Below are 18,802 nucleotides of genomic sequence, written 5' to 3'. Positions count from 1 at the left end.
TATCGGCTCTCAGGGCGCTGTTTTCTAAACGTTTATTTCCTAAAGCATGCATTGCGCCACTGCTGGGAGCCGTCGCTTGCGCCACGCCGAGAGTCCAGCTGTCGAAGTCAGCAAAACCATAGAGAACGAGTGGGGCATTTTTGACAAGTTCGACTAATCGTGACTAACGTAGAGCGACGGTGACGTAGCCTGCGTGCAAAATCCAACATGATAATTTTAGCAGCATAAGTCGTATGCCCCTCACCCTGCGGTTCGTTAAATCAAGCTAGGCCTTGTATCAAGTTGCACATTGATATATGCTAAATACCGATTGTATTCGTATGCAATAGGAGCATCTATGGCCAAGCAAATTAAATCCCGAGATCGAGTCATGGATCACGGTGAGGTCTTCACCAACGAGCGCGAGGTCAACGCCATGCTCGACATGGTGGCTTCCGAGTGCGAGCGGATCGAGAGTCGCTTCCTCGAGCCCGCCTGCGGAGACGGAAACTTTCTGGCCGAGGTATTGCGCCGCAAGCTTTCAGTTGTCAAAAAGAACTACGGCAAGTCGGCGCCCGACTACGAGCGCAATGCGTTTCTTGCCGTGTCGAGCCTCTACGGCGTAGAACTGCTTGCCGACAACGCTGCTGCCTGCCGGAAACGTCTTTTCGAGCTCTTCTCGACGGAATACGCCAAGGTCTGCAAAAACCGAATCAATGTTGCGTTTCTTGACGCCATCCGCACTGTTGTCGACAGGAACATCCTGTGCGGAAACGCCCTGTCCATGAAAATGGTCGACGCCGAGCAGAACGACACTGACGAGCCCATCATCTTTTCTGAGTGGACGCTTGCCATGGGAGGCAAGGTCAAGCGCCGAGATTTCCGCCTTGACGAGCTGCTCGAGGGCCAACGCCAGCAGATGAGCCTCTTTGGCCTTTCGGGCAGCAATACCTCGGAGTGGGAGTTCGACGAAGAGTTGCAAGCGTACATTCCGCTGCCCATCCGCGAGTTTCCCCTTATGGACATCTATCAGATAGGAGCTGCCGCATGAGCGAGCTCTATGACAAGACGTACAACCCAGACGTCCTCAGTTGCCTTGCCAACCTATCGAATGACGAGGTCTTCACCCCGCCCGAGGTTGCGAATCAGATGCTTGACATGCTGCCGAAAGAGATTTGGAGCGACCCGAATGCGACGTTCCTCGATCCGGCGTGTAAGTCGGGTGTCTTCCTGCGCGAGATAGCGAAGCGTCTCATCAAGGGCCTCGAGGACGAGTTCCCCGACCTGGATGAGCGCCTAGAGCACATCTTCAAGAAGCAGCTCCACGGTGTTGCGATTACCGAACTCACAAGTCTGCTCTCTCGTCGAAGCGTCTATTGCTCAAAGTATCCGAACAGCAAATATTCGGTTGTCGAATTCGACAGTGCCGAGGGCAACATCCGCTTCAAGCGATGCGAGCATGATTGGTATTTGGGGAAGTGCAAGTTTTGCGGCGTTCCCAAGGCTGTATATGATCGCTCGGATGAACTTGAAACCTATGCCTACGAATTCATACACGCTGAATCACCCAAGGAGCTACTTCCGATGAAATTTGATGTTGTGATAGGTAATCCCCCCTATCAGATGAACGATGGCGGCGGGAATGGTAGTAGCGCTATGCCCATTTATCAAAAGTTCATAGAGCAGGCAGAGAAGCTTAATCCTCGTTATCTTGCGATGATTGTTCCAGCGAAATGGCAATCAGGTGGAAAAGGTCTTGATAACTTTAGGGCGAACATGCTTGCTGATAGGCGCATGAAAAAAATGGTGACATATTCCGACTCGCGTGATTGCTTCCAGGGAGTAGACATTGCCGGTGGCGTCACTTACTTTCTCTGGGAACGTCAATATAACGGCCTATGTGAGACCACGCTTATAGAAAACAACGAAGAAGAGACGTCAATTCGTCAGCTTGATGAGTTTCCAGTCTTTATTCCCTCGGAAGTTGCTGTTGGCATTATCAGAAAAGTACGAGCGAAGTCGCATGCGTTTTACGACTCAATCGTGAGAGCACGTAATCCGTATTCCATTGGCGCCGGAAAAGAGTGCCCGAATGGGGATTTGAAACTTCGTTATCGTGGTGGCATGACAACCATCAATTCCTCTGATGTTTCAAGTGGCAAAGAGATGATTAATGAGTGGAAGGTAATTGTTTCTAAAGCGGCCGCAGAGCATGCTGGACAATCGGATAGAAATGGCCAGCGCAAAATGCTAACCGTTATCGAGGAATTGCCTCCTAAAACTGTAAGTAGTGAGACTTATCTAGTCGTGGATAGCGTTAAAGATAAGCGTACTGCTGACAACCTTTTGCGATATATCAAGACGAAATTCGTTCGTTATCTCATTTGGCAGGCAACGCCAACGCAGAATATCTCCAAAGGCTGTTTCATGTTCGTTCCAGATATTGACCTGACGGAGGAGCCGACCGATATGGGTCTATACAGGCAGTTCGAGCTGACCGAAAAAGAAATCGAAGAGATAGAGAGAAAAATCAAACCTCACGGCCAGGTGGACGGTGAATAGTCATGTACGGAGAAGACTTCTTTCCACAACGCCCGGATTCTCATCCGTCGATCTACGCCTATAAGGACACCAATCCCAACCATAATGGGCTCCTCAAGGTTGGCTACACCACGCGCGACGTCGAAGTGCGTGTGCGTGAGCAATTTCCGGTGATTCAACCCGAGGAGCGACCCTACAACATCGTTTTCGCAGAGTCGGCAGTTCGCGATGATGGCACGGTGTTCCTTGACCACCCGTTGCACCACTGGCTTGAAAGACATGGCCACGAGGGGATGGGTGGCGAGTGGTTCCGCTGCACGCCAGATGATGTGCGCACTGCATGGGTCGCCGTACGCGACCGTACCGAGAACGTCGAGGAGCGTGACCAGAACTTCAAGATGCGCCCAGAGCAGGCAGAAGCCGTGCGGCGCACTCGCGAGTATTTCGAGTCGGTCAACGCCGAGGGTTCTAAACGTACGCCCAAGTTCCTATGGAACGCAAAGATGCGCTTCGGCAAGACATTCGCCTCCTACGAACTCGCCAAGTCCATGGGCATGAGCCGCGTGCTCGTGCTCACGTTCAAGCCTGCTGTCCAGAGCGCGTGGGAGGAAGACCTCAATCGCCATGTCGATTTTGAGGGCTGGCAGTTCGTGTGCCGCGAGGGCCAGCAATACGAGGATTGCGACCCATCCCGTCCCATCGTCTGTTTCGGCTCGTTTCAGGACTACCTCGGCCTCGACTCCAACGGCAACATCAAGGCCCGCCACGAATGGGTGCGTCTAACCGACTGGGACCTCGTCATCTTCGACGAGTACCACTTCGGCGCGTGGCGAGACTCCGCGCGCAAGCTCTTCGCCTCGATTGGCGAGGACGACGAGAAGTCCATCCACGAGGATGTCAAGGTCACCGGCAACGAACAGGACGAGACCTGGCTGCCGATCGTCACCAAGTACTTCCTGTTCCTGTCGGGCACGCCGTTCCGCGCCCTCAACTCGGGCGAGTTCATCGAGGAGCAGATCTTCAACTGGACCTACTCGGACGAACAGGCCGCGAAAGCCGCCTGGAAGCCTTCCCAAGGCCCCAACCCCTATGCGTCGCTCCCTCGCATGGTCATGCTCACCTACCAGATGCCGGAGGACATTAAGCGCATTGCGCTCAACACCGATACCAACCAGTTCGACCTTAACGTTTTCTTCTCCGCTGAAGGCGAAGGCGATGCTGCGCAGTTTAAGTTCAAGAGCTATGTTCAGATGTGGTTGGATCTCATGCGCGGCCAGCACATGCCTACCACGGTTGACGAGCTCAAGCTCGGGGAGAAGCCGGCCATGCCGTTTTCCGACGTGCGACTGCTTTCCGTGCTCGGCCATACTCTGTGGTTCCTGCCCAACGTCGCATCGTGCTTCGCCATGAAGAACCTGCTCATGGAGCGCCAGAACACCTTCTTCCATGATTACCACATCAACGTGTGCGCAGGCTCGGGCGCGGGCATCGGCCTTGCCGCCCTGCCGCCCGTGCAGAAGTCGATGCGCGACCCACTTGAGTCGAAGTCCATCACGCTGTCCTGCGGCAAGCTCACCACGGGCGTCACGGTGAAGCCCTGGACCGGCGTATTCATGCTCTCCAACGTGAAGAGTGCCGAGACTTACTTCCAGACGGCGTTTCGCGTGCAGTCGCCCTGGACGGTCAAAGACGACGACGGGAACATGCAGATCGTCAAGAACGAGTGCTACGTGTTCGACTTCGCGCTCGACCGCGCCCTCACCATGGTGTCCGACTACTCCACGCAGCTCTCCACAGAAAAGAAGGGCCCCGAGCAGAAGGTCGGCGACTTCATCCGCTTCCTTCCCGTGCTCGCCTACGACGGCAGCCGCATGAAGGAGATTGACGCCTCCGAGATCCTCGACATCGCCATGGCAGGGACCTCCGCGACGCTTCTCGCCAAGCGCTGGGAGTCGGCGCTGCTCGTCAACGTCGACAACGACACGCTTCGACGCCTGCTCGCCAACGACGAGGCAATCAACGCCCTCATGAGCATCGAGGGCTTCCGCAGCCTCAACGACGACATCAAGACCATCATCAACAAGTCTGAAGCCGTCAAGAAGGTCAAGAAGGAGAAGGGCGACAACCTAACCCAAAAGGAGAAGAAGCAGCTCACTGAGGAGGAGAAGGAGTTCAAGTCCAAGCGCAAGGAGATACAGGAGAAACTGATCAAGTTTGCCACGCGCATCCCGGTCTTCATGTACCTCACCGATTATCGCGAGGAGACCCTCTACGACGTCATCACTCAGTTGGAGCCGGGGCTTTTTAAGAAGGTCACCGGTCTTGACGTCTCGGATTTCAACTTGCTCGTTTCGCTCGGCGTGTTCAATTCCGCCCTCATGAACGATGCTGTCTACAAGTTCCGTCGCTATGAGGATGCGAGCCTTGTCTATACCGGCATCAACAAGCATGAGGGCGAGAAGGTCGGCCTTTACGATACGTCCCTGTCCAATTACGACTACCTCTACGCGAAGCAGCAGGAGTCGATGGTGGCTCCCGACGGCTCCGCTCTGGGTAACGATGATAAGGCGGCAGTTTCGTCTCCTGTTCCCACGCTAAGGCCTTCGGCCAAACCGTCTACATCGGCTGCGCCAAGGTCGACGGCGAACGTGACGCACCTCGGAGAGATGCCCGTCAAAAAGGACTGGGTCGTCGACCTTCTCGAGTCCCGCAACGTTCGCATCACCGATCGCCGCCCCAAGGGCGGAAGCCTTTGGGCAATCGGCGGCGGGGAGCTCGACGCCGTCATGAGCGAGCTTGCCGCAACTGGCGCACAGTTCACCTACAAGCTGGAGGGCGGCAAGGCAACGGGCTTTAAGGCCGGCTGGTGGCTCTCCGGTTATCCGAAGAAGACCGAGCCCAAGGCATCGGAACCAGAAGAGCCGGCCATCACCGAAGAGGACCTTTCCAAGATCGAGGAGGGAACCCAGGTCTTCCATAAGAGCTTTGGCTACGGAGAGGTCGTCTCAATCGGCAGCGACAGAATCGCCGTGCGCTTCGACAACGATAAAAAGAAGAAAGATCGCGAATTTATGTTCCCGTCAACCTTCTACCAAGGGATGTTGCAGCTATGAGATCCGCAGACGCCATTAAGTCGATACTTGAGGAGCGGGGCCGCTCCCAACGCTCCCTTGCCATCGACCTCGGTCTCACCCCGCAGGCGCTAGACCAGCGCCTGAAGTCGAAGACCATGAAGGTTGAGACCTTGTGCCAAACGGCGGCGCAGCTCGATTACTCTGTGAAGCTGGTTCCGAACGGTGGCGGCGAGAGCATAGAGATCGAGGGTTAGCCGATGAGCCCGGAGCTTGACCTGTTGCTTCCTGATACCGAAAACGAAGCGGGCGCGCCGCAGGGCGCCCCGCGAACCATTGAGCGCTCGCCGAGAAATCTCATCGGAGAGGCTCGTATGGCGTTCGATGCCGGGCTGCTAATCTCATGCCTTACAGTTCTTGTCACCATTCCAGATGTTTGTTCGAACCTGATTGACTCTAGCAATAGAGATGGACAGCGAAATTGGTGCATGAGGTATCTCGGGTTTCCTAGCACCCCTGTGGTTGACGACATTGACAGATCTCGCAAGCAAAGTCGAGACCATATCGAGCGAACGATGAACGTGCTCATGCGGGAAGACAACTTCACCGCATCCGATTTCTGCCAGCTGCGAAACGCTGTGCTCCATACCGGATCTTCGGTCGTTGACGGCGCGGGAGCAAAATACTCGCCGTTCCATTCGATCGGCATACAGGTCTTCAACAACGATAGTCAACTGGTCATCGGATATGGTGTCACCAGCTCACCAGGGTCCGATGGGGTTGAGGACGACTGCCGCATAAAGATCAGCATCAACTTAACTGCTCTGCTTGCGCGCATGGAGAAGGGCGTTGCGGCGTTTTTGAGCGAGTATCCTGAGCTCGATAGGGAGAACGGAAAGAGGGATTGCCTAACTTGGGGAATCGTTGATTTTCGAGCTCCAATCGGGTGAGGCTTTCTTCAGAATGAGGAGTATGGGAAGAGGGGACAACCGCAAATGAAAGCAACCGAGGCAAATCTACTCGACCTTATGGGCGTGGCGAAGATGCAGTTCGTCATTCCCGTGTACCAGCGAGTTTACTCGTGGAGTGTAAAAGAGTGCGAGGTGCTTTGGGATGACGTCATGCGAGCGGGTCGTGATGGCGTATCGCACTTCGTGGGGTCGATGCTCTATATCCCCGAGTCCGAGAGTTCTGCCACGAGCATTTCGCGCGTGCTTCTAATTGACGGTCAACAGCGCATGACGACGTTTTCGTTGATGATTGCAGCTTTGGCTGACTATTTGGAGAACAACCCCGACAAGGCCGGCTTCCTTGGCGACCTCAAGATCTCAGCGCTTCGGAAGAACTATCTCTTTAACGATGATGACTACAACGGTCTGGCGCGCTACAAGCTGGTGCTCTCGCAGGACGACAAAGAGACACTGTTCTCCATCGTTTCTGGGTCTCCCGTGCCAGATGAAAAATCGGATCGCATTGTCGAGAATCATGCGTTCTTCCGCGAAAAGATGCGCGGAAAATCATTTGACCCTGCAAGGCTTTGGGCAGGGCTAAACCGTGTACAGGTCATCGACACTAAGCTCACCGCTGGCGTTGATAATGCCCAGCTCATATTTGAGTCCATGAACTCCAAGGGCAAGCCGCTCACGCCCATTGACCTCATCCGTAACTACGTTCTAATGTCGCTTCCCAACGACGAACAGACCAAGCTTTACGAGGGTTACTGGCATCCACTCGAGCACTTGTTCGGAAAAGGCGGCGAGGACGAGTTCAATGCATTTATCTGGTACTGGCTGTGGCTTAAAGTTCCCAATAGGATGCCGAAGGAGGACGAGGCCTACTACGAGTTTAAGCGCTATTTCACCGACGACTACGATGGTGACACCGAGGGCCTGCTTAAGGAGCTGCGCGGGTATGCACATAGATACGCCAGCCTGTTCCTTGGTAAGGAGAAGGACGACGGACTGCGCCGAGTGTTCGGCAGAATCGTAAGCCTCGACGTGAAGCAGATAAGGCCCCTCTTAATGTTGCTTTACTCGGTTTACGAGGGGAATGGGCTAAGCCGCAATGCGTTTTTACGTATCTGCGAGACTATCGAGTCGTTTCTGTTCAGGCGAGCGGTTTGCGGCAGACTTACCACGGGCCTAAATAATTTCTTTGCCGGCATGTATCGCAATCTCGAGCAGCAGGACGATATAGAGGAGTACGTTACGGCGATGCTCCTTATCCATGGCAGTGGCATGACTGCGTACTTCCCGACGGACGAGCATTTTGTCGAGGAGTTTAAGACGCGTGACTGCTATAACCGCTTCTCCAAAAAGCGCTATTACCTGGAACGCATGGAGAACTGGCACCACCCGAAGGAGCCCATCTCGGCTGACAATTACCAAATCGAGCATGTCATGCCTCAGACGATCGATGATGTGCACGGCTGGAAGGAATCGCTTGGCGAGAACTGGGAAGACATCCACGACAGGCTGTGCAACAACTTGGGAAATCTAACGCTGACGGGTTACAACCAGGAGTACTCAAACCGGTCGTTTTCGGACAAGCTCAATCTTCCTGGCGTGGGGCTTAAGTGCAGTCCGCTTCACCTGAACAAGTCGATTGCCTCGCATGAAAAATGGGGCGAGGAGGAGATTAGGCAGCGTGCGGACGAGCTGGCGAAGGAGGCGTGCGAGATATGGAAGTACCCCGATCTTCCGGCAGATGTCGTCGATAAGTATCGCCCCTCTCGCGGGGAGTCCGACGAGGCTCCTGTCTGGACTCTGCAGGAGAATCACCCTACTTTTGCTGAAGGCGGACTCAACCAGAAGCTTTTCGATGAGGTGTGCGAGTCTGTTCTGAGTGGTAACCCTTCGTGGGAGTCCTATATAGCCAAGTACTATGTAGGCTTCAGGTCGGGCAAGCGAAAACTGCATGCCGTGTTAGAAGGCAGGACTAGCAACGGCGGCTGGATTGCCGTTGGCTTGGCAAAGAGTGTGGACGAGCTGATTGACCCGGAGGATATGTGCCAGGACAAACGCACGCAGGGCGGATTTGGGCCGGGTATGCCGACCTATGTTGCACTCCGTAGCGCTGACGATATCCCCGCGGTGCTCGATCTCATAAAGCAGTGCTAGGTTGAAGGCCGGGAATCTAATTCCCGCCCCTTGCCAGCTCAAAATCATCGATGGCTCATCCGCCTGTCTACACTCCCGCAATCCCGCGCGCCGCGCTCAGCAGCTCATACTCCCTCTGGCTCCACTGGCGCAGCTCGGCCGCGCGCACGGCATCGCGGCACAGGTCCAAAAATACCTCGGCTCCCTCGCAGAAGCACTCGCGGGCAAAGGCGCCGGATCCGTCCGCAACGCACATGCCGTCGGCGAAGAGCTTCCAGCTAGACGGTTTGCGCGAGTCGTCTCCGAGCAGCTTGATCTGCAGTACGTGAGGGTCGCCGGCAGCACAGAGCTCTTCCTCGAGTACCTGCACCGTAAAGCGCATCTGGTGGGAGAGACTGCTCTTGACCATGGCCGAGGCATAGCCGTTCGGCTTGTCCAGAAGATGCATTCGTTTTGGCTTAGCTGCCAGGTTGTGGAAGTCGCGCTCACTGCGCACAGAGAAATTGTCCATACGGACTCCTTTCATCGATGTTGGCAGGGCCACCGTGCCTCTTGGCCGGTTGGCGTCGGGATCGTGGAGCCAACTCTCTACCCCGACTCTGGATAAAACGCACCCGCTCCTTGCGGGCACGATGGAGTGTATCAGCGCGCGCGGACACAAATCAAGCGCGCCTGCGAAATGATGTGCAGACGGCGCTTGATTACGCGGCAATTATTCGGCCAACATTCGGAAAAGTGTCGAAATCAGCCGTAAGAAAGAACGGAAAAGTGTCGGAATCGGCACCTCAAAAGTACGGAAAAGTGTCGAATCTGACGGTCTCAACATTCGGAAAAGTGTAACCGGATAACAAAACAGCACGTAGAAGCTGGTGCTACATATGGACGCTTCAGCCGCCCTCAGCCCCCGCTACTCGTCCCCGTCGTTGGGGTCGCCCTTGAGGTTGTTGACGTCGAGGTAGTCGTTGCTCTCGTCCTCTTTTTGCTGCGTTGCCGTTTCGGGCTCGACGGGGCTGCGGAACAGCTGAAATCCCTCAAACGCAATGACGCCAAGTAGCACCACGACAATCGCTATAAAGATAATCTTTGCCACTGGATTGAAATCCAAAAAGCGCGGCGCCTCTTCTGCGGCGTAGTAGTCGCCATAATAATCGTCGTTGTCAGTGTGGCTATCGGTGTATGAGGATGTGGGTATAGCTTGCGCATGGTCGTCCGGCTCGTATTCGGAAGCGGACGCGGCGACAAGCGGATTTACCGGCTCGCCGAGCGTCGGCGCGCCGGCAGATGTTTCGTCCAGATCGGCATCAGCCCAGGAATCGAAGGCAAACTGACGGGTCGCATAGTCGTCGAGATCTGCAACGGGCGGTTCGGGCGCAAGATGCTGCGCCGCGGCGATAAACGATGCCGTCTCGGAAGGATCGCCTGCCGAATGGGTTTTGCCGCTCATGGGCTCGTCGGCTGTCCAGGGGCGATCGCTCATCACGTCGTCGAGGCTCAACGCAAACAGATCGTCTTCGCCCTCGTCAAACGCGCGTTTCGCATGCCTGGCGGCAGAAGCGAAGCCTCCACGGCCGTTGCGCGATGCGTTGCTCGACCCCATCTTGTTCCATCCTTTCGAACTGTCTAGTCCTTCGATTATATGGAACTTGCCTTGCGGCCGAGTCTTGGATTCGTGCATTCCAGAACTCACGCCCAAAAGGGGAGGGGCGCAGGCGCGCTGACTATTTTTCGCCGGCGGCAGCCTTTGCCTCGTTGAGGTAGCTATAGAAGCTGTATTTAGAGATGCCAAAGAACTCGCAGGCACGCTCGCTCGACTTGGAAATGAGGAAGGCACCGCGACGATCGAGGTAGCCAATGGCGCGAATGCGCTCATCTTTGGTCATAAGGGCTGCGGGCTTGCCCACGTATTGCTCGCACTCGCGCAGCAGATCTTCGAGCAAGTCGCCGATGGTTTTGGTAATGGGCTCGGGCTCGGTGTAGCCCGTGCCGTCGGTGCCGGTAAAGGCATCGAGCGAGCGCTCAAAAGCTTTCATGAGCGTAATGTCAAAGTTAATGCCCAAAATGCCGACAGGCTTGCCCTCGTCGTTGCGGATAAAGATGGTCGAGGACTTAAGCAGCTTGCCATCGGCGGTTTTGGTGAGGTATGGCTCGCGGTCGTGCACGTCGGTGGTGTCCTCGTGCATGGACTCAAACACAATATGGCTGGGACCGTCACCCAGCTTGCGCCCGCTGACATGGCCGTTTTCGATCACTACGATGGAGTGGTCCACGTCCTCGGTCTCCAGATCGTGGACGACGACTTCGCAGTTAGGGCCAAACTGGAGCGCCAGGCCGTGTGCAAGGCGCTTAAAAAACTCAATCTGTGCGGGGGTCATGGGTGCCTTCCTAAAAATTAGTTTGGGCACACTTTGCCATAAACCCCACTTGTTCGCAAATAACGAAAGTGCCGCTGCGTTATGTGACCGTTCGTCGGGGAAAAGGTACCGATTACGGCAACAAACAATTTGTTAGGTTTACCAATCAAAAAGTATGATAGAACATTGCTAACAAACTTTTTGTTTGGCATCCACATAAAAGTTCAGTCGCATGAATGGGAATGGGCTGAAACGCGTATGCGGGGGCCGGCAAGAGAGGACTTAAGGAGTTCACCGTATGGCCGATAAGATCCAGTGGGCGGGCAACACGATGCCCAAGAGCGATGACAAGCACATGGGAATCATGAGCCTCGACCACGTGAAGAAGGCCCGCGCCTTCCACCAGTCGTTCCCCCAGTACACCGTCACTCCGCTTGCCCGCCTGGACGGCCAGGCCGCGCGCCTGGGCCTGTCCAATCTGTGCGTCAAGGACGAGAGCTATCGCTTTGGCCTTAATGCTTTTAAGGTCCTGGGTGGTTCGTTTGCCATGGCCAACTACATTGCCGACGAGACCGGCAAGGACGTTGCCGAGTGCACTTTCGATTACCTGACCTCCGATCAGCTTGCCAAGGACTTTGGCCAGGCCACCTTCTTTACCGCCACCGACGGCAACCATGGCCGCGGCGTGGCTTGGGCTGCCAACAAGTTGGGCCAGAAGGCTGTTGTGCACATGCCCAAGGGTTCCACCAAGCCCCGCTTTGATAACATCGCCGCCGAGGGCGCCACGGTGACCATCGAAGAGGTCAACTACGACGAGTGCGTGCGCATGGCCGCCGCCGAGGCCGACGCCTGCGAGCGCGGCGTCATCGTCCAGGACACCGCCTGGGAGGGCTACGAGAAGATCCCGTCCTGGATTATGGAGGGCTACGGCACCATGGCTTCCGAGGCTGCCGAGCAGCTGCGCGAGATGGCCATCAACCGCCCGACGCACGTCTTTGTCCAGGCTGGCGTAGGCTCGCTGGCCGGCGCCGTGGTGGGCTACTTCACCAACCTGTATCCCGATAACCCGCCCACATTCGTCGTGGTCGAGTGCGCGCCTGCCGCCTGCCTGTACAAGGGCGCTGCCGCCGGCGACGGCGACCCGCGCATCGTGGACGGCGACATGCCCTCCATCATGGCCGGCCTGTGCTGCGGCGAGCCCAACATCCTGGGCTGGGATATCCTGCGCAACCACGCCACCGCCTTCGTGTCCTGCCCCGACTGGGTTACCGCTCGCGGCATGCGCACCCTGGGCGCTCCCGAGAAGGGCGACCCGCGCGTTATCTCCGGCGAGTCCGGCGCTGTGACCACCGGCCTGGTCGAGACCATCATGCTCGACCCCGAGTACGCCGAGCTCAAGGAGCTCATCGGCCTGGACAAGACGAGCTCCGTGCTCTGCTTCTCCACCGAGGGCGACACGGATCCGGATCAGTACCGTCGCATCGTCTGGGAGGGCGAGTACCCCACCTGCTAGCAGGACGACCTGTCCGGGTGGCGGAGCATATGTTTACTCCGCTGCTCGAACAGTCCTGCGCAAGACGGAAAGCACATTAAGTGCTTTCCTTTGCGTGCGGAACTCGCGACGGAGCAAACATATGCTCCGCCACCCTTCGTTGACTTGCTTGCCGGGTACTCGACCTCACGCTGCTTGGCACAAGTGATCTATCTGAAATATCTACCTGTAGGTAAACCCTTGTAGAAAGGTTGACTGTTATGGCTAAAGAACTCGATTTCGACGCTATCAAGGCTGCTGCTGAGTCCCACCGTGCTGATATGACGCGTTTCCTGCGCGCTATGATCTCCCATCCCTCTGAGTCTTGCGAGGAGGGCGAGGTTGTCGCCTGCATCAAGGCCGAGATGGAGAACCTCGGCTATGACGAGGTCAGGGTCGACGGCCTGGGCAACGTTATGGGCTTTATGGGCGAGGGCGACAAGATCATCGCCATCGACTCCCACATCGACACCGTCGGCATCGGCAACATCGAGAACTGGGACGCCGATCCCTATGAGGGCTACGAGACCGACGAGATCATCTACGGTCGCGGCGGCTCCGACCAGGAGGGTGGCATGGCTTCTGCTACCTACGCTGCCAAGATGATGAAGGACATGGGCCTTATCCCCGAGGGCTATAAGATCATGGTCGTCGGTACCGTCCAGGAAGAGGACTGCGATGGCATGTGCTGGCAGTACATCTACAACAAGGACGGCATTAAGCCCGAGTTCGTCATTTCCACCGAGCCCACCGACGGCGGCATCTATCGCGGTCACCGCGGCCGCATGGAGATCCGCGTCGACGTTCACGGCACTTCCTGTCACGGCTCCGCTCCCGACCGCGGCGACAACGCCATCTACAAGATGGCCGACATCATCGCCGACGTCCGTGCCCTCAACAACAACGGCTGCGACGAGTCGACCGACATCAAGGGTCTCGTCAAGATGCTCGACCCCAAGTACAACCCCGAGCACTACGAGGATGCTCGCTTCCTGGGCCGCGGCACCTGCACCGTCAGCCAGATTTTCTACACCAGCCCCAGCCGCTGCGCCGTGGCCGACTCCTGCGCCATCTCCATCGACCGTCGCATGACCGCCGGTGAGACCTGGGAGTCCTGCCTGGACGAGATCCGCAACCTGCCGGCCGCCAAGAAGTACGGCGACGACGTGAAGGTCTCCATGTACATGTACGACCGTCCGTCCTGGACCGGCGAGGTCTACGAGACCGAGGCTTATTTCCCCACGTGGATCAACAAGGAGACCGCTCCGCACGTCAAGGCCCTCGTCGACGCCCACAAGGCCATGTTTGGTGACGAGCGTATCGGCTGCGAGCCCAGCATGGACAAGCGCACCGGTCGCCCGCTGTGCGACAAGTGGACCTTCTCCACGAACTGCGTCTCCATCCAGGGCCGTTACGGCATCCCCTGCGTGGGCTTTGGCCCGGGTGCCGAGTCTCAGGCTCACGCTCCCAACGAGGTCACCTACAAGGACGACCTGGTCACCGCTGCCGCCATGTACGTTGCTGCCCTGAACCTCTACGATCCGAGCCAGGCCGATGGCGACGCCACCGTGTTCCGCGCCGGTCTGACCAACAACAAGATCGATTAGTCCCATTCCTCGATTTTGTTGAGCCGGGGGCCGCTCGTGTCCCCGGCACCCCCTGTTGACTTGGGGCCCGCGGTCGTTATCTCCCATGCTTCCTCAACGGTGGCGGGTCCTCGTCATGGTGCTCTGCATGTTCTAGCCACACGCGCATGCCGGAGCACATCTACTCATTGCGATCGCTTCACCTTTAGAAAGGATATTTACATGGACGCTAAGTTTACCGAGCTCGTCGAGCAGCTGAACGGCCTCGATTTTAAGGGTATGTACGGCAGCGACTTCCTGCACACCTGGGACAAGACCACCGATGAGCTCAAGGCTCTCTACATCGTCGCCGACGCCCTGCGCGAGCTGCGTGAGAACAACGTTTCGTCTAAGATCTTCGACTCCGGTCTTGCTGTCTCGCTGTTCCGCGACAACTCCACCCGTACACGCTTCTCCTTCTCTAAGGCCGCCAACCTGCTTGGCCTTGAGCTGCAGGACCTTGACGAGAAGAAGTCCCAGATCGCCCACGGCGAGACCGTCCGCGAGACCGCTACCATGATCTCCTTCATGGCCGATGTCATCGGCATCCGCGACGACATGTACATCGGCAAGGGCGACGCCTACATGGCCGAGGTCTCCGAGTCCGTGCAGCAGGCCTACGAGGACGGCGTTCTGGATCACCGTCCCACGCTCATCTCCCTGCAGTCCGATTCTGACCACCCCACGCAGTCCTCTGCCGACATGCTCTACCTCATCAACGAGTTTGGCGGTCTCGAGAACCTCAAGGGCAAGAAGGTTGCCGTCACTTGGGCCTATTCGCCCTCTTACGGCAAGCCGCTGTCCTGCCCGCAGTCGCTGATCAGCCTGCTGCCCCGCTTTGGCATGGACGTCACCCTGGCTCACCCCGAGGGCTACGACCTCATGCCCGAGGTCGTCGAGCGCGCCCGCGGCTATGCCGCCGAGTCCGGCACCACCTTTAAGCAGGTCAACACCATGGCCGAGGCCTTCGAGGGTGCCGACATCGTGATTCCCAAGAGCTGGGCTCCGTTTGCCGCCATGGAGAAGCGCACCAACCTGTACGCCGAGGGCGACGACGCCGGCATCGCAGCGCTCGAGAAGGAGCTGCTTGCCCAGAACGCCACGCACCAGGATTGGTGCTCCACGACCGAGCTCATGGAGAAGACTGCCAACGGCCAGGACACCATCTTTATGCACCCGCTGCCCGCCGACATCTCCGGTGTCTCCTGCGAGCACGGCGAGGTCAACGCCGACGTCTTCGACATGCACCGCGTGGGCATGTACAAGGAGGCCAGCTACAAGCCGTATGCCATTGCTGCCATGATGTTCCTGCAGAAGGTTGCCGATCCCGCCGCCACCCTCAAGGCCCTCGACGAGCGAAACACCGCCCGTTGGTTCCAGGCCTAAAGCTGGGCTGAGAAATGGCTAAGCGTATTGTTGTCGCCTTGGGCGGAAACGCCCTCGGCGCCAACCTTCCCGAACAGATGGAGGCCGTCAAGACGACTTCCAAGGCCATTGTCGACCTGATCGAGGAGGGCAACGAGGTCGTCGTCGTACATGGCAACGGCCCCCAGGTGGGCATGATCGCCAATGCGATGGCCGAGCTCACGCGCTCTAACCCTCAGAAGTACATTCCCTGCCCGTTGTCCGTTTGCGGCGCCATGAGCCAGGGCTACATTGGCTATGACCTGCAAAACGCCTTGCGCGAGGAAATGCTCGACCGCAATATCGACAAGGGTGTCGCCACCGTGCTCACCCAGGTCGAGGTTGCGGCGGACGACCCGGCCTTTGCCGACCCGGTCAAGCCGATCGGTCCGTGGATGAGCGAGGCCGAGGCCAAGGAGCTGGAGGCCGACCGCGGCTATCAGTTCATCCACGACGAGAAGCAGGGCTTCCGTCGCGTGGTTGCCTCGCCCAAGCCCGTGAACATCGTCGAGCTCGACACCATCAAGTCGCTCGTCGAGTCCAACCATGTGGTGATCTCCTGCGGCGGTGGCGGCATTCCCGTCACCAAGTCCCAGGGCAACCACCTTAAGGGCGCTGCCGCCGTCATCGATAAGGACTTTGCGGCCGAGAAGCTCGCTGAGCAGCTCGACGCCGATGCCCTGATCATCCTGACGGCTGTGGAGAAGGTTGCCATTGGCTTTGGCACCGACCACGAGCAGTGGCTCGACACGCTGACCGCTGCCGACGTTAAGCGTCTGTCCGAGGCCAACGAGTTCGGTCGCGGCTCCATGCTGCCCAAGGTTCAGGCCGCCTCGACGTTTGCCGAGAGCAAGCCGGGCCGCACGGCGCTCATCACGCTGCTCGAGAAGGCGCGCGATGGCCTTGCCGGCAAGACCGGTACCACGTTTACTGACAACGCCGAGTAGGCATATCGTACTGATGTAGAGGAGGGTGTCCTGCGCTGCGGGATGCCCTCCTTTGTGTTACAGAGAGCCGAGGGGCGCTCGCTGGAAAAACGAGCGTGCGCCTGTTCCGACGGAGTGCGAGCTTGGTATGGTGGGTATAGCAACTATGGTGTCCAAGGCAACCAGGGGAGGTTTGCGAAGATGAAACTTGGTTGCGTCATTATGGCTTCGGGCGAGGGCAAGCGGTTTGGCTCTAACAAGATGCTTGCCGATATCTATGGCGAGCCGCTGATTGCCCGGACCATCGATTCGGTTCCCCGGGGCTTTGACGTTGTGGTTTCGACGCGTTGGTCCGAGGTTGCTCAGATTTGCGAGGACAAGCATTGCCCGTGCGCGCTGCACGAGGGTGAGCTGCGCAGCGAAAGCGTCCGTGCGGGCCTTTCGTGGGGAGTCGATCACAACTGGAAAGGTTGCCTCTTTTTGCCGGGCGACCAGCCGCTTGTGAGCGCGGATTCTTTTGAGGCCATGGTTCGCGCGTTTGACGAGCACGGCCGCAAGCACCCGGTACGTCTTGCGTGCAACGGTGAGCCTTCGAGCCCGGTGCTCTTTCCGACGGAACTGTTCGATGCGCTTATGTGTCTTGAGGGCAAGGACGGCGGCGGTTCGATCCTCAAGGACCGCACCGACGTGGTGCTGGTCGAGGCGCGTGCCTACGAGCTGTGGGACGTCGATACCGCCAAGGGACAGCGACGCATAACGGAGCATATCGCGGCCTGCTCGTATTTTGATCGCGTGGCCAACTGTATGAATCAATAAGGAGCAACATGATCATCATCAAAAACGGCGCGCTCGTGACGCCCCAGGGGCTTCGCCGCGCCGATCTTGCCATGGAGGGCGACAAGATTGTGCGGATTGCCGCATCAATCGAGCCGGCCGAGGGCGATACCGTCCAGGACGCCACCGACTGCTGGGTGTTCCCCGGCTTTATCGACGGCCACACGCACATGCAGTGCTGGACTGGCATGGATTGGACGGTCGATAGCTTTGAGACCGGTACGCGCGCGGCTGCCTGCGGCGGTACGACGACCATCGTGGACTACGCGACGGCCGATCGCGGCGTGACCATGCCCGATGCCTTTGCCGAGTGGCATCGCCGCGCCGACGGCACCTGCACGGCAAACTACGCTTTTCATATGGCGCTCGCCGAGTGGAATGAGCGCAATCGCGCCGACCTTTCGGCCATGCGCGAGGCGGGTGTATCGTCGTTCAAGACCTACTTTGCCTACGACCACCTGCGCTTGGACGATGCCGAGACGCTCGAGGTGCTCGAGGAGCTCAAGCGCGTGGGCGGTATCCTGTGCGTGCATTGCGAGAACGGCACGTTGGTGAATGAACTGCAGAAGCGCGTGTACGAGCAGGGGATTCATGGGCCCGAGGGGCATGCGCTCAGCCGGCCGGACGTGTGCGAGGCCGAGGCCGTGAGCCGTCTGCTGTATCTGGCGCACTTGGCAGGGGACGCTCCGGTCAACGTGGTGCATCTTTCGACCAAGCTGGGGCTCGAGGCCATTCGCGCTGCCAAGGCGCGCGGGCAGAAGAACATCTATGTCGAGACCTGTCCTCAGTATCTGATGCTCGACGACACCTGCTATCTGGAGCAGGGAGAGGACGGCTTTGCGGGTGCCAAGTATGTGATGAGTCCGCCACTGCGCCATGCCGGCGACCGTGCGGCTCTGCGCGAGGCACTTGTGGCCGGCGAGATCGATACTATCGCCACCGACCACTGCAGCTTTAATCTGCACGGGCAAAAGGACCGCGGGCGCGACGACTTCCGCGCGATTCCCAACGGCGGGCCCGGCGTGGAGCATCGTCCTGTCGCGATTGCTACGAGCTTTGAGGGGCAGCTGGGCCCCGAGGACCTCTGCCGCCTGATGAGCGAGAACCCGGCGCGCGTGTTTGGCATGTACCCGCGCAAGGGCTGTCTTGCCGAGGGCTCCGATGCCGACGTGTGCGTGTGGGATCCCCAGGCGCGCTGGACCATTCACGCGGCGACGCAGCATCAGGCTGTGGACTACACGCCGCTCGAGGGCTTTGAGGCGCATGGTCGCGCCAAGGCCGTTTACGTCAACGGCGTGCTGGTGGCGCGCGATGGCGAGCCCACCGGAGCCCAGCCCGGTCGCTACGTGCCCCGCTAGCAGGGGGTGCCGCCAGGGTAGCTAATTTGGGACGGGGCTCTTTTAGCTACCCTGCCTACCTGATGATTTTTCTCTCAACATGGG

Annotated in this window: 15 protein-coding genes and 1 riboswitch; of the genes, 12 read left to right on the top strand and 3 right to left on the bottom strand. The window is 58.0% G+C overall.

The window, feature by feature from the left end; all coding sequences use genetic code 11:
* Positions 1-337: 337 nt before the first annotated feature.
* Genes ACTQXO_RS07200 through ACTQXO_RS07175 form a run of 6 tightly spaced genes read left to right on the top strand, consistent with a single transcriptional unit; the run spans position 338 to position 8,710 of the window.
* Entirely contained in the window at positions 338-1,030 is a 693-nt protein-coding gene (locus ACTQXO_RS07200) for an SAM-dependent DNA methyltransferase (RefSeq protein WP_441032384.1), read from the top strand.
* Positions 1,027-2,541, top strand: a complete 1,515-nt coding sequence (locus tag ACTQXO_RS07195) for an Eco57I restriction-modification methylase domain-containing protein (RefSeq protein WP_441032381.1) — start codon at positions 1,027-1,029, stop codon at positions 2,539-2,541. Before ACTQXO_RS07200 ends, ACTQXO_RS07195 begins: the two co-directional genes overlap by 4 nt.
* Before the next feature lie 2 nt (positions 2,542-2,543).
* Positions 2,544-5,633, top strand: a complete 3,090-nt coding sequence (locus ACTQXO_RS07190) for a DEAD/DEAH box helicase family protein (protein WP_441032378.1) — start codon at positions 2,544-2,546, stop codon at positions 5,631-5,633.
* A complete protein-coding gene (locus ACTQXO_RS07185) occupies positions 5,630-5,848 on the top strand; it encodes a hypothetical protein (RefSeq protein ID WP_441032376.1) in 219 nt (72 codons plus the stop codon). Before ACTQXO_RS07190 ends, ACTQXO_RS07185 begins: the two co-directional genes overlap by 4 nt.
* Before the next feature lie 3 nt (positions 5,849-5,851).
* Positions 5,852-6,541 (top strand): hypothetical protein, encoded by a 690-nt coding sequence (locus ACTQXO_RS07180; RefSeq protein ID WP_441032373.1) that lies wholly within the window; start codon positions 5,852-5,854, stop codon positions 6,539-6,541.
* 45 nt (positions 6,542-6,586) lie between these two features.
* Entirely contained in the window at positions 6,587-8,710 is a 2,124-nt protein-coding gene (locus tag ACTQXO_RS07175; RefSeq protein ID WP_427747856.1) for a DUF262 domain-containing protein, read from the top strand.
* A gap of 67 nt (positions 8,711-8,777) precedes the next feature.
* Here ACTQXO_RS07175 and ACTQXO_RS07170 read toward each other — a convergent pair whose 3' ends face one another.
* The 3 genes from ACTQXO_RS07170 to ACTQXO_RS07160 form a co-directional block, all read right to left on the bottom strand.
* Entirely contained in the window at positions 8,778-9,200 is a 423-nt protein-coding gene (locus ACTQXO_RS07170) for a hypothetical protein (protein WP_441032370.1), read from the bottom strand.
* A gap of 8 nt (positions 9,201-9,208) precedes the next feature.
* A riboswitch (SAM riboswitch) is annotated at positions 9,209-9,299 on the bottom strand.
* A 297-nt stretch (positions 9,300-9,596) separates the two neighbouring features.
* Positions 9,597-10,286: a hypothetical protein gene (locus ACTQXO_RS07165; protein ID WP_441032367.1), complete on the bottom strand. Its 690-nt coding sequence runs from the start codon at positions 10,284-10,286 to the stop codon at positions 9,597-9,599.
* Between the two features lie 121 nt (positions 10,287-10,407).
* Positions 10,408-11,061 carry a helix-turn-helix transcriptional regulator gene (locus ACTQXO_RS07160; protein WP_441032364.1) on the bottom strand — a complete coding sequence of 218 codons (654 nt, stop codon included), beginning with the start codon at positions 11,059-11,061 and terminating at the stop codon, positions 10,408-10,410.
* Positions 11,062-11,338: 277 nt separating this feature from the next.
* Between ACTQXO_RS07160 and dpaL the strand changes: the two genes are divergently transcribed.
* From dpaL to hydA, 6 genes are all read left to right on the top strand, one after another.
* On the top strand, positions 11,339-12,553 hold the full coding sequence (gene dpaL, locus ACTQXO_RS07155) for a diaminopropionate ammonia-lyase (RefSeq protein WP_441032361.1): 1,215 nt from the start codon (positions 11,339-11,341) through the stop codon (positions 12,551-12,553).
* 239 nt (positions 12,554-12,792) lie between these two features.
* Positions 12,793-14,178 (top strand): YgeY family selenium metabolism-linked hydrolase, encoded by a 1,386-nt coding sequence (locus tag ACTQXO_RS07150; RefSeq protein WP_441032358.1) that lies wholly within the window; start codon positions 12,793-12,795, stop codon positions 14,176-14,178.
* Between the two features lie 201 nt (positions 14,179-14,379).
* Positions 14,380-15,582: a knotted carbamoyltransferase YgeW gene (gene ygeW / locus ACTQXO_RS07145; protein WP_441032356.1), complete on the top strand. Its 1,203-nt coding sequence runs from the start codon at positions 14,380-14,382 to the stop codon at positions 15,580-15,582.
* A 14-nt stretch (positions 15,583-15,596) separates the two neighbouring features.
* The gene (gene arcC / locus ACTQXO_RS07140; RefSeq protein WP_441032353.1) at positions 15,597-16,547 is read left to right on the top strand and encodes a carbamate kinase; all 951 of its coding nucleotides are present in this window, start codon (positions 15,597-15,599) and stop codon (positions 16,545-16,547) included.
* A gap of 180 nt (positions 16,548-16,727) precedes the next feature.
* The gene (locus ACTQXO_RS07135) at positions 16,728-17,342 is read left to right on the top strand and encodes a nucleotidyltransferase family protein (RefSeq protein WP_441032350.1); all 615 of its coding nucleotides are present in this window, start codon (positions 16,728-16,730) and stop codon (positions 17,340-17,342) included.
* A gap of 8 nt (positions 17,343-17,350) precedes the next feature.
* Positions 17,351-18,718, top strand: coding sequence for a dihydropyrimidinase (gene hydA, locus ACTQXO_RS07130; protein ID WP_441032347.1), 1,368 nt, complete (start codon positions 17,351-17,353; stop codon positions 18,716-18,718).
* Positions 18,719-18,802: the final 84 nt, after the last annotated feature.

The sequence above is a fragment of the Collinsella sp. LCP19S3_D5 genome, from assembly GCF_052121415.1.
In the GTDB taxonomy this organism is placed as follows: domain Bacteria; phylum Actinomycetota; class Coriobacteriia; order Coriobacteriales; family Coriobacteriaceae; genus Collinsella.
This window is presented reverse-complemented; position numbering and strand designations above follow the sequence as displayed.